The 26,264-nt window shown below is 42.9% G+C and carries 26 protein-coding genes, 2 tRNA genes, 1 other RNA gene and 1 riboswitch; of the genes, 22 read left to right on the top strand and 7 right to left on the bottom strand.

Going from position 1 to position 26,264, the window contains the following annotated elements:
• Positions 1-31: 31 nt before the first annotated feature.
• From G414_RS0106710 to G414_RS0106635, 15 genes are all read left to right on the top strand, one after another.
• Positions 32-613: a GNAT family N-acetyltransferase gene (locus G414_RS0106710; RefSeq protein WP_022792053.1), complete on the top strand. Its 582-nt coding sequence runs from the start codon at positions 32-34 to the stop codon at positions 611-613.
• 402 nt (positions 614-1,015) lie between these two features.
• On the top strand, positions 1,016-2,026 hold the full coding sequence (locus tag G414_RS0106700; protein ID WP_022792051.1) for a linear amide C-N hydrolase: 1,011 nt from the start codon (positions 1,016-1,018) through the stop codon (positions 2,024-2,026).
• 153 nt (positions 2,027-2,179) lie between these two features.
• Positions 2,180-2,710, top strand: a complete 531-nt coding sequence (locus tag G414_RS0106695; protein WP_022792050.1) for a GNAT family N-acetyltransferase — start codon at positions 2,180-2,182, stop codon at positions 2,708-2,710.
• Between the two features lie 73 nt (positions 2,711-2,783).
• A complete protein-coding gene (locus G414_RS0106690) occupies positions 2,784-3,539 on the top strand; it encodes an NADP-dependent (R)-specific alcohol dehydrogenase (RefSeq protein ID WP_022792049.1) in 756 nt (251 codons plus the stop codon).
• A gap of 188 nt (positions 3,540-3,727) precedes the next feature.
• Positions 3,728-4,801 carry a S66 family peptidase gene (locus G414_RS0106685; RefSeq protein WP_022792048.1) on the top strand — a complete coding sequence of 358 codons (1,074 nt, stop codon included), beginning with the start codon at positions 3,728-3,730 and terminating at the stop codon, positions 4,799-4,801.
• 52 nt (positions 4,802-4,853) lie between these two features.
• Positions 4,854-4,949, top strand: a riboswitch (TPP riboswitch).
• A 78-nt stretch (positions 4,950-5,027) separates the two neighbouring features.
• Positions 5,028-5,804 (top strand): hydroxyethylthiazole kinase, encoded by a 777-nt coding sequence (thiM, locus tag G414_RS0106680; RefSeq protein ID WP_022792047.1) that lies wholly within the window; start codon positions 5,028-5,030, stop codon positions 5,802-5,804.
• Positions 5,797-6,597 carry a bifunctional hydroxymethylpyrimidine kinase/phosphomethylpyrimidine kinase gene (gene thiD / locus G414_RS0106675; protein ID WP_022792046.1) on the top strand — a complete coding sequence of 267 codons (801 nt, stop codon included), beginning with the start codon at positions 5,797-5,799 and terminating at the stop codon, positions 6,595-6,597. The genes thiM and thiD overlap by 8 nt, the downstream gene beginning before the upstream one ends.
• A complete protein-coding gene (gene thiE, locus G414_RS0106670) occupies positions 6,594-7,250 on the top strand; it encodes a thiamine phosphate synthase (protein ID WP_022792045.1) in 657 nt (218 codons plus the stop codon). Before thiD ends, thiE begins: the two co-directional genes overlap by 4 nt.
• Positions 7,237-7,854, top strand: a complete 618-nt coding sequence (locus G414_RS0106665) for a TenA family protein (RefSeq protein ID WP_022792044.1) — start codon at positions 7,237-7,239, stop codon at positions 7,852-7,854. Before thiE ends, G414_RS0106665 begins: the two co-directional genes overlap by 14 nt.
• Positions 7,855-8,004: 150 nt before the next feature.
• Positions 8,005-8,078 (top strand) — tRNA-Met (locus tag G414_RS0106660).
• A 5-nt stretch (positions 8,079-8,083) separates the two neighbouring features.
• A tRNA-Ser gene (locus tag G414_RS0106655) sits at positions 8,084-8,173 on the top strand.
• Between the two features lie 71 nt (positions 8,174-8,244).
• Positions 8,245-9,831, top strand: a complete 1,587-nt coding sequence (locus G414_RS07420) for an HAD family hydrolase (RefSeq protein ID WP_022792043.1) — start codon at positions 8,245-8,247, stop codon at positions 9,829-9,831.
• Between the two features lie 166 nt (positions 9,832-9,997).
• The gene (rny, locus tag G414_RS0106645; RefSeq protein WP_022792042.1) at positions 9,998-11,560 is read left to right on the top strand and encodes a ribonuclease Y; all 1,563 of its coding nucleotides are present in this window, start codon (positions 9,998-10,000) and stop codon (positions 11,558-11,560) included.
• Positions 11,561-11,662: 102 nt separating this feature from the next.
• A complete protein-coding gene (locus G414_RS0106640) occupies positions 11,663-11,905 on the top strand; it encodes a hypothetical protein (RefSeq protein ID WP_022792041.1) in 243 nt (80 codons plus the stop codon).
• Positions 11,906-11,918: 13 nt separating this feature from the next.
• Complete coding sequence (locus tag G414_RS0106635) at positions 11,919-12,167, top strand: DUF2922 family protein (RefSeq protein ID WP_022792040.1); 249 nt, start codon at positions 11,919-11,921, stop codon at positions 12,165-12,167.
• Between the two features lie 190 nt (positions 12,168-12,357).
• On the opposite strand, the gene G414_RS0106630 is transcribed toward G414_RS0106635, so the two are convergent.
• The gene (locus G414_RS0106630) at positions 12,358-13,344 is read right to left on the bottom strand and encodes a GMP reductase (RefSeq protein ID WP_022792039.1); all 987 of its coding nucleotides are present in this window, start codon (positions 13,342-13,344) and stop codon (positions 12,358-12,360) included.
• Between the two features lie 179 nt (positions 13,345-13,523).
• On the opposite strand from G414_RS0106630, the gene ssrA reads away from it, so the two are divergent.
• Positions 13,524-13,886, top strand: a transfer-messenger RNA (tmRNA) gene (ssrA, locus tag G414_RS07595).
• Positions 13,887-14,125: 239 nt separating this feature from the next.
• Here ssrA and G414_RS0106625 read toward each other — a convergent pair.
• The 3 genes from G414_RS0106625 to G414_RS0106615 form a co-directional block, all read right to left on the bottom strand.
• Complete coding sequence (locus G414_RS0106625; protein WP_022792038.1) at positions 14,126-14,743, bottom strand: hypothetical protein; 618 nt, start codon at positions 14,741-14,743, stop codon at positions 14,126-14,128.
• An 81-nt stretch (positions 14,744-14,824) separates the two neighbouring features.
• The gene (locus G414_RS0106620; protein WP_022792037.1) at positions 14,825-15,265 is read right to left on the bottom strand and encodes a hypothetical protein; all 441 of its coding nucleotides are present in this window, start codon (positions 15,263-15,265) and stop codon (positions 14,825-14,827) included.
• Positions 15,266-15,363: 98 nt separating this feature from the next.
• A complete protein-coding gene (locus G414_RS0106615; protein ID WP_022792036.1) occupies positions 15,364-15,708 on the bottom strand; it encodes a hypothetical protein in 345 nt (114 codons plus the stop codon).
• A 259-nt stretch (positions 15,709-15,967) separates the two neighbouring features.
• On the opposite strand from G414_RS0106615, the gene G414_RS07415 reads away from it, so the two are divergent.
• Together G414_RS07415 and G414_RS0106605 are read left to right on the top strand one after the other, a co-directional pair.
• Positions 15,968-17,017, top strand: a complete 1,050-nt coding sequence (locus G414_RS07415) for a GH25 family lysozyme (protein ID WP_022792035.1) — start codon at positions 15,968-15,970, stop codon at positions 17,015-17,017.
• Positions 17,018-17,228: 211 nt separating this feature from the next.
• Positions 17,229-18,872: a hypothetical protein gene (locus tag G414_RS0106605; protein WP_022792034.1), complete on the top strand. Its 1,644-nt coding sequence runs from the start codon at positions 17,229-17,231 to the stop codon at positions 18,870-18,872.
• A gap of 113 nt (positions 18,873-18,985) precedes the next feature.
• Here the strand turns inward: G414_RS0106605 and G414_RS07775 are convergent, their stop codons facing one another.
• The 3 genes from G414_RS07775 to G414_RS0106595 form a co-directional block, all read right to left on the bottom strand.
• Positions 18,986-19,681, bottom strand: a complete 696-nt coding sequence (locus G414_RS07775; protein ID WP_051125804.1) for a DNA/RNA non-specific endonuclease — start codon at positions 19,679-19,681, stop codon at positions 18,986-18,988.
• 3 nt (positions 19,682-19,684) lie between these two features.
• Positions 19,685-20,200, bottom strand: coding sequence for a hypothetical protein (locus tag G414_RS07770; RefSeq protein WP_051125803.1), 516 nt, complete (start codon positions 20,198-20,200; stop codon positions 19,685-19,687).
• 195 nt (positions 20,201-20,395) lie between these two features.
• Positions 20,396-21,043 carry an SDR family oxidoreductase gene (locus tag G414_RS0106595; RefSeq protein ID WP_022792033.1) on the bottom strand — a complete coding sequence of 216 codons (648 nt, stop codon included), beginning with the start codon at positions 21,041-21,043 and terminating at the stop codon, positions 20,396-20,398.
• Between the two features lie 421 nt (positions 21,044-21,464).
• Here G414_RS0106595 and arcA point away from each other — a divergent pair, with 421 nt between their 5' ends.
• The 4 genes from arcA to arcC all read left to right on the top strand — a co-directional run bounded on the left by arcA (position 21,465) and on the right by arcC (position 26,210).
• On the top strand, positions 21,465-22,703 hold the full coding sequence (gene arcA, locus G414_RS0106590; protein WP_022792032.1) for an arginine deiminase: 1,239 nt from the start codon (positions 21,465-21,467) through the stop codon (positions 22,701-22,703).
• Positions 22,704-22,768: 65 nt separating this feature from the next.
• Positions 22,769-23,809: an ornithine carbamoyltransferase gene (argF, locus tag G414_RS0106585; protein ID WP_022792031.1), complete on the top strand. Its 1,041-nt coding sequence runs from the start codon at positions 22,769-22,771 to the stop codon at positions 23,807-23,809.
• 14 nt (positions 23,810-23,823) lie between these two features.
• Positions 23,824-25,260 carry an arginine-ornithine antiporter gene (gene arcD, locus G414_RS0106580; RefSeq protein ID WP_022792030.1) on the top strand — a complete coding sequence of 479 codons (1,437 nt, stop codon included), beginning with the start codon at positions 23,824-23,826 and terminating at the stop codon, positions 25,258-25,260.
• A 5-nt stretch (positions 25,261-25,265) separates the two neighbouring features.
• Positions 25,266-26,210 (top strand): carbamate kinase, encoded by a 945-nt coding sequence (gene arcC, locus G414_RS0106575; protein WP_022792029.1) that lies wholly within the window; start codon positions 25,266-25,268, stop codon positions 26,208-26,210.
• Positions 26,211-26,264: the final 54 nt, after the last annotated feature.

Here is a 26,264-nt window from a genome sequence, read left to right as displayed (position 1 = left end):
TTCCAAGCTGGAATGATAGGAGATTCAGAGCATGAAGACACAAAATCTAATTTTGGCAGAACAGGCACAACTCGAAACGAAACGCTTGGTACTTCGTAAAATTAAATTGACTGATGCTGACGCACTATTTGCCTATACTAGTGATGCACAAGTCAGTCGTTATATGACATGGGATAGGCATCAGACGATTGAAGAAACGCGAGAGACAATTGCCAATTTCTTTATCCCCCAGACTTTAACTGAGTGGGTAATAGTATTGAAGGAAACAAATACGGTCATTGGCATGCTAGATTTACAAGATTTAACCTCCTACTCAGCTAGTTTAGGTTGGGTCTTAAACCGCACCTATTGGGGGCACGGGTATATGCCAGAGGCCGCTGAAAAGCTTCTTAACGTCTGTTTTACCCAATTGCATTTGGAGGAAGTGCATGCCGTACATGATATTGCCAATGTTAAAAGTGGTCGAGTTATGGAAAAATTAGGCATGCAAAAAACAGGTCGGTTACCAGCCCATATATTAAACCATACTGATGGAAGGGAATCTTTATCCACCGTAGATTATTGGTCGTTAACGAAGGATGAGTATTCAAGGTCCAAAAATAGGGATAAATAAGTGAATGGTGTTGGTTCAGCTCTCGATGACTTGTATAATAGAAAAATGAGGGTAAGGTAACTTTAATAGCGTGATGTTATCGTTATCCTGTTGAATTTGATATTAAGGAGTGAAACGAGGATTAATAAAAGATGGGCCCGATGAGTTATATAAAATTAGTGATAGCAAGTACATTGGTGATTATCGCAGCCTGGCTGATTCAAAAGCTATGTCTATATTTAGGCTTTGCTGGCTTGATTGGTGAAATCAGCTATTGGCTCGTACTCATTGCATGTGGTGTTTGCCTAGTCTATTTTTGGGATAAAATTAAAGATAAGCGTAGCGAATCTTAAACGCTTAGGGTGCTGTATGATAAGTTAAAATAGACAGGGCCTAGCCCGGTTCACATAAGGAGGGTATGCAATGTGTACAGGAATTAGAATTACGGCTAACGGTGGTGAAGTGTTTTGGGGACGGACAATGGACTTGGGATTGCCTTTTTTTAAAAGTAGTCTTGCGCAGCCCTTTGTTTTGCCTACTACGATCACCACGGTTCCAAAAGGCTTTGAGATGACAAGCCAGTTGGAGCCGTGGTCAGCCAAGTATAGTGTAATGGGAACAGGCCTGCATTCATTATCTATGCTCTTTGATGGTGTTAATGAGCATGGTTTAGCTGGTGATTTACAGGTGCTTCCTGAGGCAACAACAACTTCCTTAACTGATATTCAGGCACGAGGATTAAAACCAGTCTTAGGATTGGAGTTTCTTTCTTACATGCTGACGAATTATCAGTCTGTCCAGGAAATTCGTGAACATTATCAGGAATATGCTTTAGTCGATCAGCCCTTTAACTTTGCTAATCAAACCTTTAGCTTTCCCTTGCACTATACGTTCACCGATGCAAGTGGAGAAAGTGTTGTCTTGGAGCCGGTTGAGCAAGGTGCCTTCAGACTTTATGAAAGTGTTGGAGTTGTAACGAATGGGCCTGAATATGACTGGCATCGGACTAACCTGCGTAACTATATTCATATGGCAGATAAGGATAGCGTACAGCCCCTCGTACTTAATGATCAAACATTAGAACCAATTGAATTTGGCGTTGGCTATGGAATGTTTGGCCTACCTGGTGACTTTACCTCAACTTCGCGTTTTATTCGTGCCTTTTATGTGGCCAATAGTTTGGCCCCCTTTACTAAGGGTGAAGGGATGGCTCAATTATATGGAGCCTTTAAGTCGGTGACGGTACCAAGGGGAATCGAACATGGTAACCAGCCTGGTGAGTATGACTATACCCAGTATTGGGTCGGTTATGATTTAAGTAATCGGACAATGTATATCCAAAACTGCAATGAATTAACAATTCATAAATTAACGCTTGATTCAACGATAACGGAACTTACTTACACTGATTTAAATCAAGCGGAACCAGTATAAGATCTAGGCAAAAATCTTTTGCAAGATAAGCCTTTAGTCAGGAATGAAGTCGGAAATATTAACAGTATTAAGCGGCACCTCTCATTGACCAATGAAGAGCTGTTTTTTTTGTAGTAGGGAAGTATGGATAGGGCAGTTAAGGAGAAGGCAATAATGCAGATCATTTCATTAAGACGAGTTCAACCCAGCGATGTCGAACAGTTACAAGCAATAAGTCGGATAACCTTTGCTGATACCTTTGCCGGTGCAAATACAGAAGCAGATATGAAAAAACATTTGGCAAGTGCCTATGCCAAGGAACAACTATTAGCAGAAATAGAGACGCCTGCTAGTTATTTTTATTTTGGCATGATTGATAATCAATGTGCTGGTTATTTGAAGTTAAATGTGGATCAGGCACAGAGTGAAGACCGCGGAGCTACTACACTTGAGGTCGAACGGATTTATATTTTGCCCGCTTTTAAACGCCAGGGCCTGGGGAGAACCTTTTTACAGGCAGCAGAAAGGTTAGCCCAAGACCTAGGGAAAGAACGTATTTGGTTGGGCGTTTGGGAAGAAAATACGGCGGCCTTAGCTTTTTATATCAAGATGGGCTTTGAACAGGTTGGCCAGCATGTCTTTGTGCTAGGCAATGACCGGCAAACGGATTTGATTATGGAAAAAAGGCTAGCGACCGCCGAATGATGAAAGCGGTGCCATTTTGTGCTAAACTGAACCTGTAGACATGTTATGGATGGATAAGGGGAGGGAATACGTAATGGTGAATCGACTAGACGGTAAGGTAGCAATTGTGACGGGTGGTACGATGGGTATCGGCCGAGCAATCGCCGAAAAGTTTGTTGCTGAAGGTGCTAAGGTTGTCATTACAGGCCGCAAGGTGGATCTTGGTGAACAGACGGCCAAGGAAATTGGTCAACCTGCTGATATCCGCTTTCTTCAACAAGATGTTGCGGATGAAGAACGTTGGCAGACGATTTTTGATGAGACGGAGCGCCTCTTCGGTAAAGTGACAACCCTGGTAAATAACGCAGGAATGGCGTTAGCTAAAGACATTGAACATACGACGACAGAAGAATGGCACCGGGTGATGGCTGTGAATTTAGATAGTGTTTTCTTTGGTACGCGTTTGGGTATCCAACGAATGAAAAACACTGATAATTCCGCCTCTATTATTAATATGTCATCGATTGAAGGTTTTGTTGGTGATCCCATATTGGCGGCTTATAATGCTTCTAAGGGTGGCGTTCGGATGATGTCTAAGTCAGCGGCCCTTTATACAGCTTTAAATGATTTAGGGGTTCGGGTTAATACCGTCCATCCTGGCTATATCCGTACGGCAATGGTTGCGGGTACGCCAATGGAGGCGGCAATGTCTAAGCGGACTAAAACCCCGATGGGTCATTTAGGTGACCCAGATGATATTGCCTATATGTGTGTTTTCTTGGCTTCTGACGAAAGTAAATTTGCCACTGGCTCGGAATATGTGGTTGATGGCGGCTATACTGCTCAGTAAGTAATCCCAAGCGATTAGATAAACTGACTTAGTAAAAAGTAGGATCATTCTCGAGAGAATGATCCTGCTTTTTATTTGTCGTAACGGAATTGATAGTATCTTAAAAGTCTATATGATAGAATAATTATATTTAAATTAGTTTTTTATCATGTTATGGAGCTGGCGAGCTTGGAAGGTGAGGTCTAGATATGCAAAAACCAGTACGTTTACATCAGGGTGACGAGGTGCGAATTGTCAGTTTATCAAGGGGTGCCCTGCATGACTGCAGCCCAGTTCAGCTACAAAAGGGTATCCAGCGCCTGACACAACTGGGTTTGCAAGTCTCTTTTGGACGCCATGCAAGTTTACCTGCTGACCAGCTACAGAAGCACCCTGATTGGCGGGCAGCCGATTTAAAAGCAGCTTTTTTGGATCCAGCGGCTAAAGCGATTATCACAGCAATTGGCGGAAATGATACGGTACAGTTAGCCCCTTTTTTAATGAATGACCCTGTCTTTAAAGCGGCCGTAAAAGATCATCCGAAAATTTTTATGGGTTTTTCAGACACAACGGTTAATCATTTAATGTTGAACCGACTAGGTTTGCATACTTTTTACGGGCCGGCTTTTTTAACAGATTTTGCAGAACTGGCTGATACCATGTTGCCCTATACAGAAACTGGCGTAAAAGGTCTTTTTACCGGACTTACTAAGCAACTAAAGAGCAGTCCCCTTTGGTATGAGGAACGGACAGATTTTTCAACGGCTGCGTCGGGCACGGACCGGATTGCCCATCAAGAAAGCCATGGTTATGAAACCTTAACTGGGAATCAGCAAGTTGTTCGTGGCCCTCTCTTAGGTGGCTGCCTTGAAAGTTTAGCGGATTTACTAACAGGTGAGCGTAATCCACAAGATAAGCAAATTGCCGAGCAATTTCACTTATGGCCTAGTCCTAGTGTCTGGCGGGGCAGTATCCTGTTTTTAGAAACTAGTGAAGAACAGCCAGATCCACTGCGCTTTAAAGCGGAGTTGGCTGCACTGGCCACAACCGGTGTTTTTGATCAGGTGGCCGGTCTCTTAGTTGGCAAACCGCAAAATGAGCGCTATTATCATGATTACCGCGCGATTTTAACGGAACTAGGACAGCAGTACCGTTTACCTATCTTGTATAATCTCAATTTTGGACATGCCTATCCCCGTACTATTTTGCCTTATGGAATTATGACGGAAGTTGATTTCGGGGCCAAGACGGTCTGCCTTTTAGAGCAGGCTTTAACTGAGTAACAATATAATTTATGTTATACTGATAATGGTTTAGCATTTAGCTAGACCGATATGAAAACCCTAGGGGAGCCTTTGGCTGAGACGGGAAACCGGACCCTTTGAACCTGAACAAGTTAAAGCTTGCGGAGGAAAGTGGTACAAGTGAATGAGTGTCATGACAGTCCTCAATCAACAAGTATCTTTCCGATGCTGGTTGATTGTTTTTTTTATCCTTAGGAGGTAAAAAATGGATGTCCTCACACGCGTGAAGCAACAAGTTCCTGTTGTTTTGAATTATAGTAATACGGTTACTCAACAACGAGTGGCCGATGCAATTAATTATCTTGGAGCTAGCCCAATCATGTCACGTGAACGACTGGCCGTTAAGGATTTTATGACCTTAGCCCAGTCAACGGTCTTTAACTTAGGGACGACAAGAGAAAGTGAAGTGCCCCTTTTTATTGAGACTGGTCAAATGGCTAATCAGTTGGCAAAGCCGGTCATATTAGATCCAGTAGCTGTGAATGTACCTTATCAAGGCCATTTAGCGCAGACAATTATGGAAAAAGTAAAAGTTGCATTAATCCGGGGAAATGCTGCCGAAATTGGCTGGTTTGCTGGGGCTGAGGTTAGCAGTCGGGGGATTGATGCTTTAGGTGCTAGTTCAGTGATGGTTGCCAAACAGGCGGCCCTTAAGACAGGGGCGATCATTGTACAATCGGGGAAAGTAGATATTATTACTGATGGTGAGCGGGTCGCGTACGTTAACTATGACAACCCACTTTTGGCGGTCAATGTTGGGGCTGGGGATGTGTTGTCAGGCCTATTGGGGGCGACCTTAGGTACAGATGCAGATGCTTTTGAGGCAGCAGTGGCTGCAACTGCTGCCTTGGGTTGGGCCGGCCAACAGGCCAGTCAGCGATATGCAAAAGCGCCAAGTTTTTATATGGATGCGACCTTAGATGCCTTATATACTATTAAGGATCAGGATTTAGAAACTAAGGAGGTCGTCTGGCATGCATAAGATACCGCAAGTAGTGACGATTGCTGGGGTTGATGCTAGTGGTGGGGCTGGGTTAAATGCTGATTTGCGGACCTTTGACCGGTTGGGCGTCTATAGTGCGACGGTAGTAACCGGCTTGACTGCTCAAAATACCCTAGGCGTTCAAGAGATGTTGCCAACCCCTCCCGATATGATTGCAGCTCAGTTTAAGTCCATTGCAGACGACTTAGATATTCAAGCAGCGAAAACAGGGGCCTTATTTGACTTGGATCGGGTTAAAGCGGTGGTGGCGGCCTTAGAAGATGTAGATTTTGGGTTCCTGGTAGTAGATCCGGTTATGGTTGCTAAAGGTGGGGCACCACTATTATCAGCAGATGCAATTGAACTAGTAAAAACAGCATTATTACCTTTGGCCACGGTCATCACGCCCAATTTGTTAGAGGCTCAAACCCTGTTGCAGGCCGAGTTGCCTACACCAGAAGCAGTCAGCGTTGGCGCACATGTCTTGCAAGCTCTGGGGGCCAAGAATGTGTTAATTAAGGGTGGCCATCAAGCTGGTCCCCAAGTCGCTGATTTTTTGTTATTGGCGGATGGTAGTGAGCATTGGTATCGCAGTGAGCGTGTTGATACAGTACGGACGCATGGTACCGGTGATACCTTAGCGGCTTATTTGACGGCTGGCCTAGCAAAGGGACAAGCCTTAACTGACATTATGCCAGCGGCTAAGCGCTTTATGACAGCTGCAATTAAGGAGTCAATTGAGGTGGGTCACGGTCACGGACCACTAAATCATTGGGTGGAGGTTAGCAAATGAATAAAGAAAATTTGGAGCTCTATTTTGTTGCTGGTCCCCAAGACTTTCCGGGCCTATCGATAGCTGATGCGGAAAAAAGGATAGCAATGATTATTGCTAGTGGGGTCACAACTTATCAGTTTCGTGATAAGGGAACCCAGTATGACTCGGTAGAACAACGTTTGACCTTGGCCAAACGGTTACAGTTGCTAGCTAAAAGATATCGGGTTGCCTTTGTAGTGGATGATGATGTTGATTTAGCCTTGGCATTATCGGCTGATGGTTTGCATGTTGGTCAAGATGATCAAGCGGTGGAAACGTTAGCATCTCGTTTACCAGCTAATATGTGGCTGGGTTTATCAGCCAGTACACCAAGTGAGATTCGGGCGGCTACGCACCCACGAATCGACTATTTAGGTGTGGGGCCAGTTTTGCCTACTCAATCAAAACGTGATGCAAAAGCACCAACCGGTACTGCAGGTTTAAGAGACCTATATGCCAACCGTCAGCGTGACCTACCAATTGTGGCAATTGGTGGAATTACCTTGGCAACCATTCCTGAGATTAAGGCTGCCGGTGCTGCGGGAGTAGCAGTTATTTCATTACTTACCCAGAGTAAAGAACCTAGTAGCACCGTTCAAGCAATGAAGGAGCGTTGGCATGCAGGTTCATAAACGTTTACAGGAAATGAGTGCACCAATTTTAAGTGACATCTTGTCGACTCCCTTTCTGCAGGGTTTGCAAATGGGGGAGTTACCGCAAGCGGTACGAAATAATTATGTCTATCAAGACGATTACTATTTAGAACAGTTTGAAGAGGCTACCAAGTTAGTTGAGGGCCGGTTACCCGGTTGGTTACTGCGCCAACGACCACAGATTGTCTTTGAGGATTTAGCCCATCAGGCCTTGATGCCAAGTGAAAATATGGGGCAGGTAAGTATTAATCAGGATAATCAGACTTATGTTACCTTCTTATTAGACCAAGCTAAACGGGCAGACCCAATGTATGGTGTGCTAGCTTTGCTCCCATGTACGGAATCTTATTATTTAATTGCTAAGACACTAGGGCATAGTCATACTGGTGCTTATCAGGGCTGGCTTGACTTTTATCGGGGAGCGGACTATCACCATTTAGTGACTTGGTACTGGCAGATTGTTGATACATTACATTCGCCAGCACAGATTGAAGCAAACTGGGATGAATATTGCGCTGTTTATCAACGAGCTTATCAAGCTGAATATGATTTTTGGTTAGCAGCTTGGCCAGAAGGTGAGTAAGGGGATACTGTAAGTAACGAATTAAAAACTGACTATTAACAAAAATAAACATAGTAGTCAAAAAGTTGGTTGACCATTTTGGCTTTTTAGTGTAATATAAGTAATTGTTGTTAGGGGATGTACTTCCTAAGGCAATACTTATATTATTATCGCGGGATGGAGCAGTCTGGTAGCTCGTCGGGCCCATAACCCGAAGGTCGTAGGTTCAAATCCTACTCCCGCAATTTATGGAGAATTACCCAAGTCTGGCTGAAGGGAACGGTCTTGAAAACCGTCAGGTCGGGAAACCGGCGCGTGGGTTCGAATCCCACATTCTCCTTCCCAAAAGCGTGTCCCAAGATTGGGATGCGCTTTTTTTAGTAATCAGTAGACAAATAAAGGAGTTAGCAGATGCAAAACCTTCAGTTACACTATAAACGTTATGCTTTCGTTGCCGGTATACTGGCCTTTATTTCCGCACTGGTTATGCCTTTACGCTGGGGCCAACAGGTAGTATTGACAACAGCTAACGCAACGGTCTTTTATGGTCTGATTGGGCTGACTGGATGTTTGCTGCTTTGGACAACGGTTGAAATGTTGATTCAAGCCTTTCGTCAAGACAAGGAGCAAACCTATACAACCTTGTGGTTACCCATTTTAGGTCAGTTAGCTTGGTATAGTGTGGTCGTTTGGTTATACCTTGCTCCGGAAGACAGTGGGCTCTTAAGTTTCATGACCTTGCCCTTATTACTGGTTGGGCTGGTGATGTTGTATTTGACGCTAAGTTGGAGTCAAGGTGCTGAGCGTGCATGGCCGGCATCTAGGCCGATGCAAGTTGCAGCGCAACAAATGACCTGGATTGCTGGTTTTCTGAGCTTATACAGTCTCTTGTTTTTTGGTTTAACGATAAACTGGCAAGTCGGATTGACATTGGCGACTGCATCGCTATTAATCATTGATCCTCGTTGGCCTTTAATTTGGGCCGCCTTTCGTCGGATGCAGGTTGTGACTCGCTTACGTCGAATGGGCTTGATTGTTACGGATCCAGAGCAACTTTTAGCCTTAAAAGAGATTAAAAATGTTGTAACGGAGAAGGCAGGTATTCTGACTGCTGATCAATATGTTATCTATACGGCTAGCTCACTAGATGATGGCTATAGTGATTTTGATGTGCTAACAATTATGACAAGTTTGGAAGCGGCGCTTGGTGGTCCTTTAGCGGATGCAGTGCAGGACTATGCGCGTGAGTATGGTGTTTATCCCGGTGAAGCTCAAGACGTGATTCCAATGCTTTCAGTGGGCGTGCAGGGTGAGGTTTTAGGCCAGCGCTTTAAGCTAGTATCAGCTTCCTATGCCTTGAATCAAAACTATGCAGTCGATCAACGTCGACTTGATGCGATTATTGCCCTGGGTGATTCAGTTAGTTTATTAGTTTTGGATCGCAGGGTGATTGGTGCGCTGAGCTTCAGTGCATCAATTCATCGCTCGCTTATGCGTTTTGATCATTTCTTTAGCCAACATAATATGCAGGTTCGGGTGGCAACTACGGATACCACAGGATCTGTGCAAAAATTAATGGAGATGATGGCAACGTTGGTTGATGTTCGGGCCGGATTAAATCCGGATCAAAAACAACAACAACAACACACCTGGCTCAATGAGCAACCTTCTTTATTAATTACGAACCAGTACAAGGCGACTGAACTACAGCCGACGGTAACGATTGCGGTGGGTAATAACGTTTCACAAGCAGATATTGTGATAAAAAATCTAACTAATTTAAATGACTTATATACGGCGGCCGATGATTTGTATCGCATTGACCATCAAACGCTCCGCCTTTGGCAGTTAGTCTTATTAGTGATGGTGCTCATGACAGCTGGATTACAGGTGTTGATTGCTACCTTTTGGCTAACCCCAATTTTAGCAGTGATTATCCGGTCCTTAGTTACCTGGTGGATTAAACAAAGCACCCGTTGGCAAAGCAAACATCGTTAAATGAATTTAGGGGATAGGTATCCAATTTGTTGGGTGCCTATTTTTCGTTTGATTACCGGCCGGTCAATTGACAGGTGCTGTGGAAAAGTCTAAAATAAAAGCTGTGCCTTAGGGTACGTGGATACTATTTGTAGATTACTCTCTACAATTAAATGGGAGAGACAAGATGACTATTTTTATGTTGATTCTTGTGTCGCTTATTGCAATCGTAATCGGGGGTTATTTTGGTTACCGTCGGGCCGATAAGGTCATTAATCAGCGGTTATCAGATGCTCATAAAAATGCAGCAGATATCACAAAACAAGCAACAGTTGAGGCAGAACAATTAAAAAAGTCGACCTTAGTTGAAGCGCGTGATGAAAGCCAACGTTACCAAGATCGGATTGAACGGGAACTTCAGGAGCGTCGCTCAGAAGTTAAACGTCAAGAAGATCGTTTGGTAAGTCGTGAATCTGTCTTAGATAGAAAAGATGCTTCCTTACAAAAGCGGGAAGATGTGATTGCTGAAAAGGAACGCAAACTTGATCAGCAAAAGCAAAGTGTGAACGATAAACAAAAGCATGCAGAAGCCTTGTTAGAAGAGCAAGAGACCAAGTTAAATGCGATTGCGCAGTTAAGCCGTGAAGAGGCGCGTGACCGTATTATAACGGAGACTAAGGAAGACTTAGTACGGGATCGAGCTGTTATGATTAAGGAAAGTGATGCCCAGGCAAGTGCGGAGGCTGAAAGACGGGCTAAGAATTTGGTCGTCGATGCCATTCAGCGTTCTGCAGCTGATATGGTTGCCGAAACTACGGTATCAGTAGTTAACTTACCTAACGATGATATGAAGGGACGAATTATCGGGCGCGAGGGTCGTAATATACGGGCCTTAGAAACTGTAACGGGAATTGATGTCATCATTGATGATACTCCTGAGGCAGTCGTCTTGAGTGGGTATGATCCTATTCGTCGTGAAGTGGCAAAGAATACGTTGGAAAAGTTAATTGCCGATGGTCGGATTCATCCGGCACGGATTGAGGAAATGGCTGAGAAGTCACGCAAGGAAATGGATGAACATATCCGTGAAGTTGGTGAACAAGCTGTCTTTGATTTAGGTATTCATAATATGCATCCGGACTTGATTAAAACGGTTGGACGATTAAACTACCGCACAAGTTACGGACAAAATGTTTTGGTTCATTCTATCGAGGTTGCAAAATTGACCGGTCTGTTGGCGGCCGAGTTAAATGAAGATGTTACGCTTGCTAAGCGCGCAGGATTGTTGCACGATATTGGTAAAGCAGTTGATCATGATGTTGATGGATCGCATGTTGAACTTGGGGTGGAACTGGCAACAAAGTACCATGAGCGCCCTGAAGTAATTAATGCGATTGCTTCTCATCATGGGGATGTGGAAGCTGATTCAGTAATTGCTGAGTTAGTAGCAGCAGCAGATTCGATTTCAGCTGCTCGACCTGGGGCTCGTTCAGAGTCGCTTGAGAATTATGTACAACGGTTAAAGCAATTGGAGAATATTGCGAATAACTTTAATGGTGTTGAAAAGTCATACGCTATTCAAGCTGGTCGTGAGGTTCGGGTAATTGTTGAACCGGCAGCCGTTTCCGATTTGGAAGCGACAGTCTTAGCACATGATATCAAGGACCAAATTGAGGATGAGCTAGACTATCCAGGCCATATTAAGGTTACTGTGATTCGTGAATCACGGTCAGTTGAATACGCAAAGTAAGAGAAAGGGTGTGTCATTTAGACGCATCCTTTTTTGTTAGTCCATCGTTAATAGGGATGTCAATGCATTGACAACTAACGCAACCTTAAAAAGGAGGATAACATGACCGTACAAACGAAATCTCAACAAAAAGCCGGGCTGACTGCTAAACCAAAACGGGTCCAATATTATGGACAAGTAGCGGGGCAAACACAACTCCAACAAGTTCGTTCACTTTTTGTACGTGACCATGTAGGCTTTGAAGAATTGGTCGCCTTAGGGCAATTATTTGAGGCTTTGGGACAAGAACAAAAAATAAGTCACATTTTGGTAACTGAGCAAAAAGTATGGCCAATGCCAAATTAAAAGGGGGGATTGGATGAAAACACTACAACTATCCTTTTTATGTCATGAAGGTAAGCAAGGGCTGAAGCGCAAAGAGTTCAAATTAGAACGGGTAAATGAAAATTTAACGGCAGAAGAGGTTAAACGAGTAGCGTTACAGTTGAGTCAATATGATTGGATTGTGGATGGTCACCGAGAACCGCGGTGGAAAAAGGTACGCAGCGTGATGGCAGCCTATATTAAAACGGAGACGATTCCCTTAGTTGAGGTTAACCTAGCGTAATGACTGTTAATTTGAATAGCAAAGAGTAGGTTTTTATCTGGTGATGCGGTATAATGTACTTATTCAAAGTGCTGTCAAGTCGTATATAATGAACACATTATCATGAGACACCTTGGCAACTTGATAGAAAAAGCACCCTAACGCGCAGGGTGCTTTTTTGCTGTCTAAGAAGTTTAAGTTTTAGAAGGGGCTAGCGGTGATCACCATTGGTGACCGGGTTAGGAATGATAACATAGTCAACTTTGGTTAAATCACTAAGGACACGACCGCCAGCATAGGAAATAGCAGATTGTAAATCTTCTTGCATTTCACGGAGGGTGTCATTGATCTTACCGCGGTAAGGTATCAAGAGTTTCTTACCTTCGACGTTTTTATATTCTCCTTTTTGGAATTGAGAGGCAGAACCAAAGTATATTTTATACATGGTGCCGTCTAATTCCATGATGTCACCTGGGCTCTCTTGGTGGCCAGCAAAGAGGGAACCAACCATAATCATGGTTGCCCCAAACCGGATTGATTTTGCTAGGTCGCCATTATAACGAATGCCACCGTCAGCGATGATGGGTTTCGTCGCTACTGCGGCACAGTTGGCAATGGCTGCTAATTGCCAACCTGCCGTACCAAACCCAGTTTTTAATTTAGTGATGCAGGCCATACCTGGACCAACACCAACCTTGGTTGCATCCGCACCGGCAGCTTCTAAGGCGATGACCGCATCTGGGGTAGCAATATTACCAGCAATGATGAAACTTTCAGGCAAATGGTCCTTAAGGTAGTGAATCATGTTGATAACCGAATCAGCATAGCCGTGGGCAATATCGATAGTGATGTATTCTGGAGTTAAGTTTGCGGCTACTAATTCATCGACGAAGGCATATTCAGCCTCCTTGACCCCAATTGAAATGGAGGCGAAGGTACCACTTTCATGGGCCCGTTCGATAAAGGCAGCTCGCTTTTCTGGTTCAAACCGGTGCATGACATAGAAATAATCAGCTTGCCCCAGTTGAATGGCTAAATCTTCGCTGATGACGGTTTGCATATTGGCAGGAATGACAGGTAATTTAAAGGTGTGTGGGCCCAAGGTAACACGGGTATCAGCCTGCGAACGGCTGGTCAATACACATTTTTTGGGAATTAATTGAATATTTTCATAATCAAAGACTTCATGGTTAGTCATTAAGTTGGCCTCTTTCAATATTCGTGTTTTACGTTTATTGGTTGCTTTCAAGCAACCAATAACATATTATATACGAACTAAAAGTAAAAACAAGAGGTTAATTTGCTGATAAAAAGAACAAATAGTGAAAATAAGGACGTAAGTTGAAAAATTTGGTATAATTAGAGTTAGTCAATTTCGGGGTCGTTACGGAATCGACTGTCATTGTTCGAGCTAGTATGGCGCTTAGAGGTTGTGTCTCTATAATCCACTCAGTAGAATTAACTGCAAACAATTCAAACAACTACGCTGTCGCTGCTTAAAAACCAGCAGGCGTGATCGTCTTTAATTGTGATTACCGGTTATCTGACGGTTTTATAAATTAGTAATCTGCGCACCTTAGTTTCCGGCTGGAGCTAAGGTGAAGAGGATAATCAGCCTAGTTAAGGGATCGCCGTGTTGTGTGGCGTGCCCTTAATGAATGTTAAGTAGCATGACTATGAGCGTAGAAGTATTAGTGGCGAAATGGCAGGACAGGGGTTCAACTCCCCTCGGCTCCATTCGTGTAGATTATACACATTTATGAATAAACCGCTCTAGGGCGCTGTTGTTAGCTATACATCAGACTCTAGAGCGGTTTTTTATTTTGAATAAAAGTTGATTTATTGTCGCCAATTATACGTTAAGTTAAAATTAACATGTCTATTCTAAATTGAGCAGTTTATAGACATGCTCGGGTCTGGTGGTACAAACAACTAGTAAAGTGTCTTTTTAGTTGTTTAAAGGTGAAAAATGAAGATTTTTAGAAGTCAGTGGTGCTCTTAGTTGACAACAACCATGATCCATCATCTTGTTTTACGAATTGCAAAGCAACTACAGAACCAAAGTTTCCATCAATGTTAGTCCAACCATCTTGCTTCACAGTCATACCATTTACAGTAACTTGAGATGAAGTATTAGGCTTACCATACTTAGCCTCGATGTCCTTTAGACTTACGCCGCCTTGCCCTGTAAGAGCATCACCAACGGCAAGAGAATTATATTCTTCTTCTGTCCACTTGTGAGTTTGATTTAAATTAGCGCTAGTCTTGGTTTTTGAGCTACCAGATTCAGTACTAGTAGAGACGGACTTAGTGGCGTGATCAATCGCATTAGAGTACATGCTTTGGGTAACAAGCACAATACCAACGGCAATGACAGACAATACTGTACCAATAATTGCTAACAACTTCGTCTTGTGCAAGTTAACTAACAAAGCGATAATTCCCAAAATAATACCAATGCCGGCAAAAATAGCAGCAACATTATTAACAATAGGAATCCACGACATAACAAGTCCTAATGCCCCAAATACAATAGAGATAATCCCTAGTGCCTTACTCTCAGGAGCCTTTGGCGCTCCAACTTCTTTACTACTCATATTAATGAGCCTCCAAATTTTTTTGACAGCTTTTTAAGTCTTCAGCCTATTGGACCTCTATATCCCAAATGTGAGTGCTTTTTATTGTTTAGATGCTGTGGCTTTAATAATCAACTGGGTTACTTGTTTTTCAACGTCGTCATTCCACCTAGCCAAAGCAAATGCAGTTGGCCACACATCCCCATCATCAAGTTTAGCATATTGTTCAAAACCAAGGGTAGAGTAACGAGACTCAAACTTATCTTTATCCTGGAAGAATAAGACGATTTTATTATCATCGTTCGCATAGGCCGGCATACCGTACCATGTTTTAGCATGTAACCTAGGTGCAAGTTCATGGACTAAATCGTGAATCTTTGCCGCCATATATGCACTTTCAGGTGCCATTTGAGCAATTAACTCTAAAGCATCAGCTTCTGGGTTCTTTTTGCTACGCTTGTTTTCCTGCTCACGTCGTAATTCTGCTGCCCGTTCCTTAAGTGCCCGTTTTTCGAAAGCTGAAAAGCTAATTTTATCTGTCATCTTAAATTCTCCTATTATGAGATAGTGTTGGACATACTGTAGGCATACTTACAACCTGGCATTTAGTGTATGTATGCCGTCTGGTTGACGGCTGAATCCTACTGATTAACGTTTGCTAGCCATCCAAAGGCTAAGGCAAAAATTAAAAGGGCGACAAAGGAAACTACCACCAAGATAAACATGGTCAAGCCCGCCCGGTTCCAAGTTGCTTGGATGGCTTGAAAAGTTCGAATATCTTCAGCACGATTAGTGTAGGAACTCTTTTTCCAAGCCCATTCTTGACCCTTAAAGCCAACAACAAACATCCAGATAAGATTGAAACCTGGAATCATGCAAAGAAGGGGAAGATAAGACTTGTTACCAAAGCCCCAAAAAATACTATACAAGAAGGCTCCCCAATTCCAGCCTTTAACTTCTGCAGGTACTTGTTCATAGTTATTCATGTTACACGTTCTCCAACTCTAAAAAATCAGCTTTTAAAGACATCAGCTTTGGTCCTATCTAGTTTAATATAAAAAATAGCTATTATAAATAAAAACTTGTTAGAGGAAACAGGGTGGAGTAAAGAAATAGATAGGTTAGCAAGCCAATGCCTTTAAATAAGACTGATGTTTAATGAAACACTTGTGAGTTGTTAATCGTTAGTAAGGTAGGCGTCAAGAAACAAGGTTGCTGATCAGTAGATTAGGAGGACAGGCAAGGATGGTAAAGATTAAAGCATACGGGATTGATTTATCAAATCATAACCAGGTGAGTCTGGGCCAGATGCGAAAACTGTATCAAGAAGGTGCACGTTTTATGATTGCAAAGATATCGGAAGGCACTAGCTATGTTGACCCCTTGTTTATACAACATGTTAAAAACGCAAAAGCGGTTGGTATGCAGGTTGCTGGCTATCATTTTGCTCGTTTTGCGGGGGATGAAAAGCGGGCGGTTAAGGAGGCTGACTTTGCTGTTAATTTGGCTCAGCGTACCTTAGCCTCGGGGGCGTTGATTGCCTGTGACTATGAGTTAGATGCTAGCTCTTCAAGAAGGGCTAATACGGTCGCAATCAAAACGTTTATGCGGGTGGTGAAGAATCGAGGTTATGCCCCCATGTACTATTCTTATAAACCCTATACAGATAGCCATGTTGATTTAGCAAGTATTTTAAAGGAATTTCCTAAGGCAGTGTGGATGGCCGGCTATCCGCTGGCAAACCGACCGGCATATCAAGTAGACAATCTCTTTAAATGGTTTCCAAGCGCTCCGGGCATTCAAATTTGGCAATATACCGATAATTGGCATGGTTATCATGTTGATGGTAATGTCTTGATTGGTGATTGGCCGGTAACAGAAAGTGTAGTCAAACCAGTTAAAGCTAAGGCAGGACAACTGTCATGCACTGCTACCTACACCGTTCGTCCTGGCGATACATTGACGGAAATTGCCAAACGCTTTGGCTCAGATTGGCAGCGGTTAGCAGATTTAAATGGACTTATGAATCCAAACTTGATTAAGGTTGGTCAAGTGCTTACTTTACCCTGTCATGGCAAGCAGGACATGCGTAGACGGGATGGCTTTAAAGTTGGTCAGTGGGTTAGGCTGCAGCCGTATGCTCAACGTTGGCAGACTGGCCAGCAAATTCCGGCCTTTGCCAAAAATAAAACATATCGCATTTTACAGGTTAAACCGGTTAATCAATCTATGAGTCGGCAGGCTCTGTTATTAGCGGGTGTGATGTCCTGGGCTTTAGCTCAAGATGTACAATAGAAAAAAAGGGGTAGGTCAGCTTTATAGGCGGACCTACCCCTTTTTATGTCAGTACCGCACGAAATAGGATACTTTCGAATACAAATAAAAGGTTAAAATTAGGGTTTTTTGTGTACTTTAACTAAGAAACCAGTATAGAATATGAGAGTGAATTTTGAAAGAGGGTTTTGAGTAGGGGCCTCTTTCATAGAACTAATTTGCTGGAGGACTTATGAAAACCGTAATCAAGCAGAATTGGCGACAATGGACAACAATTCTCATTTTCTCGTTGCTTATTTTGATTCCACAACTTTATCAGCCGGGTCATTTAATATTTGGTGTGGATGGTGTATTCCATTATAACCGCTTTTATGATGCATACATGCAAATAAAAGAGCACAACTTTCAACCGTTTATTATGATGTATGGCTTCGGACAGGTTGGAAGATATATTAATGTGATTTATTCGCCCTTACTGGCCTATTTAGCTGGGGGCATATTATTTGTGGTTAAATCATATTATAAATTGCAGCTAATATTAAATTTTTCCGTTCTGCTTGCGGCTGGATTAAGCATGTATTATATGCTTGCAGTTGGTAAACTTAGACGGCAAGTGCAATTATATGGTGCGCTTAGCTATATGCTATCTTTTCCAGTAATTGCTTGGATATTTGGACAGCAATTTACCGGTGTTGGAGCTGCTTTTCTGCCCTTAGTGGGGGCGTTAGCTATTAGGTTAGTAGTAGATAAAACAAAACCAGTAATAGTTGTCGAAATGATAGCTATTATGACCCTGATTATTCAAACCCACGTTTTGTCTGCTGTCTTAGCCGTTATATTGATGGTCCTGGCATATGCATATTCGGTGATAACGAATCCCAATCAAAGATTGAAGACGTTTGGTAAGATTGCTTTATCAGCGGTTATGACATTGATTTTAACAGTTAATATTTGGGGTGCTTATCTCTTTATTAATGTTCAAGATGCAATTCTTCCACCGTTTCCATTTGCTTATCGGCAACAGCGTCTTATGAATTGGAATTTTCAAGATAAGTTTACTGCCCCAACCATTCTGATGTTGACGGCTCTTTTCATGGTCTTGTTTTGGACTTACCGTAAATCAGTTGATAAAGGTAGTCAGTATATTGGCTACCTTGGTGTAGCATTTTTATTGTTGGCTAGTGGTTTATTACCAATTGACTTCTTGGTGAAGAAAATTCCAGCCGTTGCTATTTTACAGTTTCCATTTAGGTTGGCGCCGATAGGAATAATGTTAATTACGTATGCTGGCTTAAAGGCCTTAGAAAAAGGGGCGATGTCTCAGGGAATAAGGATGGTTTGGTTAATCTTTGTAAAATTATTTATTCTTATGGGAATATTCACGGTCACTAATCAATTTAATATCTTGTTAAATGATTGGAATAAGCCAAAGGGCGCGATCCCCTATTATTACACAACCTTAGATGAGCGAGTTAATAAACCGTTTGCCGTTCAAGAAGCGTTTGCGTCACATGACCTAAGTAAACCTTGGTCCATGATGGCAAAAACGGTCCCAGATTATCTACCTAAAACAAGTGATGCAGATAAGTTATATCAGGCTATCGATCAAGTTCCGATTGTACGCAAGATTGAGCAATATTATCTAACGAATCATGACTTTAATAAGGCTGTTCGTAATAAAAAGATTTATATTACCTGGAAGCAAAAGCAAGCAGGGACGGTTAATCTGCCAGTCGTACATTATCAAGGCACCCAGTATGTCTTAGATAATAAAAAAGTAGGTACTAATGAGGTTAAAACAGGCCCGGTTGGAACTAGTCAAATGCAGGTGTCAAAGGGTCAACATCAGGTTGCTGTAAGCTATCGGGTTCGGTAAGGATTACTAAACAAATTACTACTTATCAATAGTCAAAATTGAAAATAACTAAATTAAAAAGGAGCAGTCTCTGACTGTTCCTTTTTTAGTCTAATTTATCTAAACCATATTAGTTAATGGCCAACTTCCCAGTGAAAACCAGGGTCTAAGGTTCCGCCTGGTGGAATAATGTGGCTGTGCCCTTTACGGGTTTGCCAAGTAAAGCCATCTTGAACTTCCCAACGCCGAATACTGGTGTTATTCACGTTACCACTTGGGCCTCCTAAATCCGCTTGAGCTGGTTGAGCTTGGACAGCTTGATTTGGGGCTGGTTGAGCAGCCACGGAAGGTTGTGATATGGCACTACTAGAACTAGCTACAGTTTCGTCATCGGTTTTTGGTTGAGGAGCGCTATATCTAGCAACGGTGTTAGTTGCCCGACCACTGGCATAATCAATGTCTGCATTAGGCGACACGTTATCGAGGCTGACCACTGTTAAGAATTGATCAACAGTGGTTTCTTTAGGTGAATTAAGCTTAATTGGAATAAGGTTTCCTGCACTATCAATACCAACATACTGTAATTCGATTTTTCTGGGATATAATTCACTTCCCTGATAAATTGGTGTGACCTTGTAATCTAACCAATGATTCGGATGCTGGTGGAGCCACTTATCAAGTCCAGTCTCGTAAAAGAGTATGGCATCATGATTTTTTTCATCGAGCCCCTGGTAATTTCCAGCATTGAGCCAGTTTGTTTCAGCGGTTAAATTTTTAGCTTCAGTATTTAAACCGCTAAATTGATAACTGATTAAATGACCACGGGTCATAAGCTATGCTTTTTGGGTGCCGTCACCATAATAGAATTTATAGTTATGCCAGCCAGCGGGATTATAGGTAATTTCTTTATCTCGTTTACTATGCGGCTTATGTTTTTCCTGAAGTTGAATGTGGGCATAGGTTGCCCGATTTTGATCGTCAAGAGACCCTAATTTTAGTTGTCTTTTATTTTTAAAAGGCAAGGTAGCCTCAGTATATTGACGTTCTTTTTTATTGATAGATGCCAAGCGGGCTTGTTCTTTAGCACGTTTTTCAGCTGCTGCTTTTCGCTTCTGGGCTGCCAGTGAACTTGCCTCTTGTGCTTTGGTACGGTCACTCTCAGAAGGAGAAGCTGGTTCGGTAGGTACAGAAGCAGCTAATAAAAACACGGCTAAGCCGATGACTCCTAGATATTTTGTACGTCTCGTAATGGGGGTATGACGGACAAAATGCTGCTTAGCAGCTAAAACTAGTCCACTAATAAGTGCGCCGAATCCCAATAAACCGACGCAGGCTATAAAGGTACTCATATTAAAACTCCTTTTAGATTCAGCTTTTTAGAACTTCCGTCTCTGGTTCAGGCGTCTTATTAGTGGAAACAAACTGATTATGATACTTAGCATAATTACGGTGAGAAGAGGGCTTAAATCAGCTCTTTAATAATTACCTAGTGAAAAGAAGGTCGTCACGGTTATTCATAGATTAAGAGAATAAAACCCACTAGTTTATATTAGTTTACCTGACCCATCGATCTTCCTCAATAGTGTACTATGACCGCCCGCAAGAATAGATTTTATTTCTTTGGCAAAATGGGTCCTGCTAATGGGACGTAAATGGCGGACATACGGAAACCAGGTTAGCTTACTTAGAATTAAGCCGGGTAGGTAAGAACTAGGACGAGCAGAGTCAAAAATAAAGCCAGGATAGACGATATAGGTACGACCTGGTAAGGTAGCCTGACATTCAGCTTCTACCTGGCGTTTTGTGGCTAGATAGGAACGCATAAAGAAGGGAGCAGTGTTAGCCGAGATATAAAGAAAGTTGGGCTTAGGCCTGTCAATAAGGACAGCTAAGAGGTCACGTGCAGGTTGAATGGTACTGTTTTGGTAGGTGCGACCTTGATTAACATTAGGAAAGAGAATGCCCACAGCATCGATGACCCAGTCCGCATCAGCAACAATGTTTTGCCAAGTGCTGGGACGACTAAGGTCGACTACGTGATAGTGGGTCTGGTCATCAGGCTGGGGCTTAAAGGGATGGCGCGACAAACTATGGACGTCATAAGAAGCTGTCGGTAGTTCTTGAATGATACCTTGACCGACAAAGCCGGTTCCTCCGGCAATGACTATTTTTTGCTTAGGTTTTTGCAGCATGATAACCTCCTTGGCACGGAAAAAAGCTGGCCTGACGAATTAGTCAAACTTATCTTCAGTATACACGAGTCCTTAATACGTAAATTGAAACAGTAAAGAGAGTAAAGGCGATTTATTTTGGCAAAATTTTTCTCCTGATTAGCCTAGATATTAGAAAAAAATAAGGAAAGCTAGTCTGTATAAAAATGCTGAACTAGCAGGATAAACTGAATAAAAATCACTTATATCTGTATAAAAATGGGTAAATTTACATTTTGGGAAAACGTTTTACTAATAATACGCGAAAGCAATGTGTAAATGTGCAAACTTTTATACCGAGATGGTAATAGTTATCATGCATGTGAAAAAGTACACTTTGTCTTGTAATAAAAAGAAAGCGCTAACAAAGCGCCTGCTACAAGTATTTTAGGAGGAAGATACGATGACTAAGCCAGCGATTCAAGTAAACTCTGAAATTGGTAAGTTAAAGAAGGTCTTGTTACACCGTCCCGGTGCAGAAATTGAAAACATTACCCCTGACACGATGGAACGTTTGCTATTTGATGATATTCCCTTTTTAAAAATTGCCCAAGATGAGCATGACTACTTCGCCCAAGTATTACGGGATAACGGAGTTGAAACAGTTTATATCGAAGATTTGTTAACTGAAACCTTGGATAGTGATCCTGAACTGAAACATTCTTTGATTGACCGTTACTTAGACGAGCACGGTTACACCAAGAGCAAGACACATGATGAAATTGCCAAGTACCTACTATCCTTTGATAATCGGCAATTAGTCAACAAATTATACACCGGTTTGCGCCGGAATGAGTTTGACTTTAAGGTAACTACCTTACACGATGTTGCCGGGCATGACGCTGAGAATCCATTCTTATTAGATCCCTTGCCCAATGCCTACTTCACCCGTGATCCTCAGGCATTTATCGGCAATGGGTTAACAATTAATCACATGACCTTCCCAGCACGGCAGCCTGAGTCACTCTTTATAGAGTATGTGATGAAGTACCATCCAACCTTTGCTGATAACGCTAAGGTTTGGCAAAATCGTGATCGTGATTCCCGCCTTGAGGGTGGGGATGAATTAGTTTTGAACGGTCACGTGATGGCCATTGGGGTTTCGCAGCGGACCTCTAGCCGGTCTATTCAAGACCTCGCCCAAGAGCTCTTTAATAATCCCGATTCAAACTTTGACACCGTTGTGGCGGTTGAAATCCCCCATAACCATGCCATGATGCATTTGGATACGGTCTTTACCATGGTTAACTATGATCAGTTTACAGTCTTTCCTGGCATTATGGATGCAGATAGCAAGATGAATATATACATCTTGCATCCTGATCAGGAAGGTGGCGTGGCTCTAGAACATCGAACTAATTTGAAGGATACCCTAAAGGAAGTCTTAGGACTTTCTGAAATTGACATGATCGAAACTGGTAATGGTGATCCGATCATTGCTCCACGTGAACAATGGAATGATGGTTCAAATAACTTAGCAATTGCCCCAGGTGAAGTCATTACCTACGACCGTAACTACGTCTCAATTAAGTTGATGCGAGAACACGGCTTAACTGTTCATGAGATTCGGTCAAGTGAACTGGCTCGTGGCCGTGGCGGTGCACGTTGTATGTCACAACCAATCTGGCGTGAAAATATCTAGGCCTTAGTAGTGCCTGGATGATTAAGAAAAGTAAATAAGTTTAAAACAAAAAGGAGCATAGCATTATGACAGATACGTTAACTACCCTAAAGACCTTACAAGGACGTTCACTATTGAAGGAAAAGGACTTTACCCCAGCTCAATTACAGGCCATGATTGACTTTGCCTTGAACTTAAAGCATGAAAAGCAGACTAAGGGCAAGGTAACCAAGTACCTACATGACAAGAGTATTATTTTACTCTTCCAAAAGACCTCAACGCGGACCCGGTTGTCATTTGAAATTGGGGGTGATGAGCTAGGTGCTTACACAGTCTACATCGGTCCAGATTCAAGTCAATTTGGTAAGAAGGAATCCGTTGAGGACAGTGCCCGTGTCTTCGGTCGCATGGCCGATGGAATTGAATTCCGTGGTTTTGCCCAAGACGATGTTGAGACTTTGGCTAAATACTCAGGGGTACCAGTGTGGAACGGATTGACTGATGAATGGCACCCAACACAAATGATTGCTGACTTTATGACGATTCAAGAGAATTTTGGTCATCTTAAGGGCTTGACCTTGACCTATGTTGGTGATGGGCGTAACAATATGGCCAATTCACTATTAGTAACCGGAACAATGTTGGGGGTAAACGTGCATATTGTAGCCCCTAAGGAGCTTCAGCCAGCCCAAGAAATTCAAGATATTGCAGCTGGTTATGCTAAGGAGACGGGCGCAGAGCCAATGATTACTGATGATATTGATGCGGGTGTCAAGGGATCAAACATCCTTTACACTGACGTTTGGGTATCAATGGGTGAGGACAACTGGGAAGAACGGATTAAAGAATTACTCCCTTACCAAGTCAACATGGACATGATTAAGAAGACTGGTACGCCTGAAGGCGAATTGATCTTCATGCACTGCCTCCCTGCCTTCCACGATGATCAGACGACCTATTCTAAGGACACCTTGGCCAAGTATGGTGTTGCTGAAATGGAAGTGACTGACGAGGTCTTCCGGAGCAAGTTTGCCCGCCAATTCGACGAGGCCGAGAACCGTAAGCACTCAATCATGGCCATTATGGCTGCCACCTTGGGCGACTTATCACTTTACCAAGCAAACTAGGCAGGTGAAGCAAAATGGACGATACAAAGATTAATGAAGGTGGTGTTTCCTTACTCGCCTTAATTATGCTGGTGATTAGTTCGGCGATTGGGGCTGGAATCTTTGACTTGACGTCGACGCTAGCAACCGCTGCGACGCCAGGGGCGGCCTTAGTGGCTTGGTTAGTAACCGGCATAGGGGTTTTTTCCCTGGCGATGAGCTTTAAAGCGTTGGGGGCAGCCAAGCCAGAGTTAACTGGTGTTTCAGATTATGCGCGGGCAGGCTTTGGCGATTTTGCTGGTTTTATCTCCGGCTGGGGCTACTGGTTGTCAGCTTGGCTAGGTAATGTGGCCTTTGCCACGATGTTAATGTCGGCAATCGGTTACTTTGTGCCCAGTTTGAAGTCTGGTAACTCAGTCTTAGCCATTGTCATTGCTTCCTTAATTTCGTGGGCCTTGACCTTTCTAGTGACGCGGGGAATTGAAGGGGCAGCCAAAATTAATACGGTGGTGACCATTGCAAAATTAATTCCACTGGCGGCTTTCATTATCTTAGGCATCATAATGTTTAAAATGGACGTCTTTACCGCACACTTTTGGGAAAACTTTACAACAAATCTATCACAGATTCATTATGCACCGGCTACCGGAACTGGTATTTTTGATCAAGTAAAGGGTTGCTTAATGTCCTTGATGTGGGTCTTTGTTGGAATTGAAGGAGCGACCATGATGGCGGGACGAGCACGTAAAAAGTCTGACGCCGGGAAGGCAACAGTTATTGGCCTTCTCTCTTTGTTGGCAATCTATGTGGTCATTTCAATGCTTCCTTATGGTTTTTTGACGCAAGAACAATTAATGAATATTGATCATCCAGCCTTGACCTATATTGTTGAAGATATGATTGGCCCAGTGGGGGGTGCTTTTGTCAGCATTGCCTTGATCATCTCAGTTTTAGGGGCGTGGTTATCTTGGACAATGTTGCCCGTTGAAGCAACCTCATTGATGGCCAGCCAAGGTCTCTTACCAAAGTGGTTTGGTAAGCTGAATGCGCGTCGGGCACCCGCTAATTCCCTGTACTTAACCCAGGTTTTAGTACAACTGTTCTTGATATCGCTCCTGTTTACAGATCAAGCCTATAATTTTGCCTTTTCTCTTTGTACGGCAGCCATTGTTGTTTGTTACGCTCTGGTAGGTGCTTACCAAATTAAACTAGCCTGGGAACGACGTTCAGTTAAGATGTTTATTCCTGGATTCTTAGCCTTAGTCTTTGAAGTGGTGGGAATTACCTTTGCCGGTTTGCAATTCTTATGGCTATGTACGATTGCCTATGTATTAGGTTTTGCCTTTTATTATCGGGCCCGCAAAGAAGCAGGGAAGACAGTATCTAAGTTGGAATGGCTCATGATTACTGTGATTACCATATTAGCAGTTGGGGCTGTAATTGCCTTAATTAGTGGAAAGATTGGAGTTTAATAAAAATGAAAAGAATTGTCGTGGCCCTTGGTGGGAATGCAATTTTAACTGATAACCCATCAGCCCAAGCGCAACAAGCAGCCTTAAAAAGTACTGCCGAATCCTTGGTGGACTTGGTCAAAACGGCTAAAGAACCAGTACAATTGATTGTGACCCATGGCAATGGTCCCCAAGTGGGCAATTTGCTTTTACAACAAATTGATGGCTCTTCAGCTAAGAATCCGGCCATGCCTCTCGATACGGTTGGCGCTATGACCCAGGGTGAAATTGGTTTTTGGTTAGCAGATGCCTTAAACAACGCATTTGCGCAAGCGGGGGTCAATAAGGATGTGACAGCGATCGTGACAAGAACCTTAGTTGATGCCACGGACCCTGCCTTTAAGCAACCAACTAAACCGATTGGCCCCTTCTACACGGCCAATGAGATGCATGAAATGGTGGCCCAACATGCTGACTGGACCTTTGTTGAGGATGCTGGCCGTGGTTATCGCCGAGTGGTACCTTCTCCAAAGCCAATTAGTATTGTAGAAGCGCCAGCCGTGAGTGCCTTAAATAGCACTGATCAAGTGATTATTGCGGCTGGCGGCGGTGGGATTCCAGTTGTTACTCAAGATGGGCGTTTAACTGGCGTAGAAGCTGTTATTGATAAGGATTTTTCTGCAGCTAAGTTGGCAGAATTGGCAGATGCTGATGAATTGATTATCTTAACAGCAGTTAAATATGTTGCCGTAAACTTTAATCAGCCTAATGAACAAGCCTTAGGACAGGTATCTGTTAACCAGATGGAGACGTACTTGGCTGAAGGACAATTTCCAGCCGGTTCCATGAAGCCTAAGGTTGAGGCGGCGATTAGTTTTGTTAAGCAAACAGGGCGACCAGCGGTGATTACCTCTTTGGATAATGTGAAGGGCTATTTACTTAATGGTGATGCAACAATTATTAATCAGTAGATAGCAATGGAAAGGTGAACGTTGGTGTTAAAGGCCAACGTTCCCTTTTACCAT

Source organism: Weissella halotolerans DSM 20190, from assembly GCF_000420365.1.
GTDB lineage: Bacteria > Bacillota > Bacilli > Lactobacillales > Lactobacillaceae > Weissella > Weissella halotolerans.
Note: the sequence above shows the minus strand (reverse complement) of the source record. Positions and strands in the feature narration are given on the sequence as shown.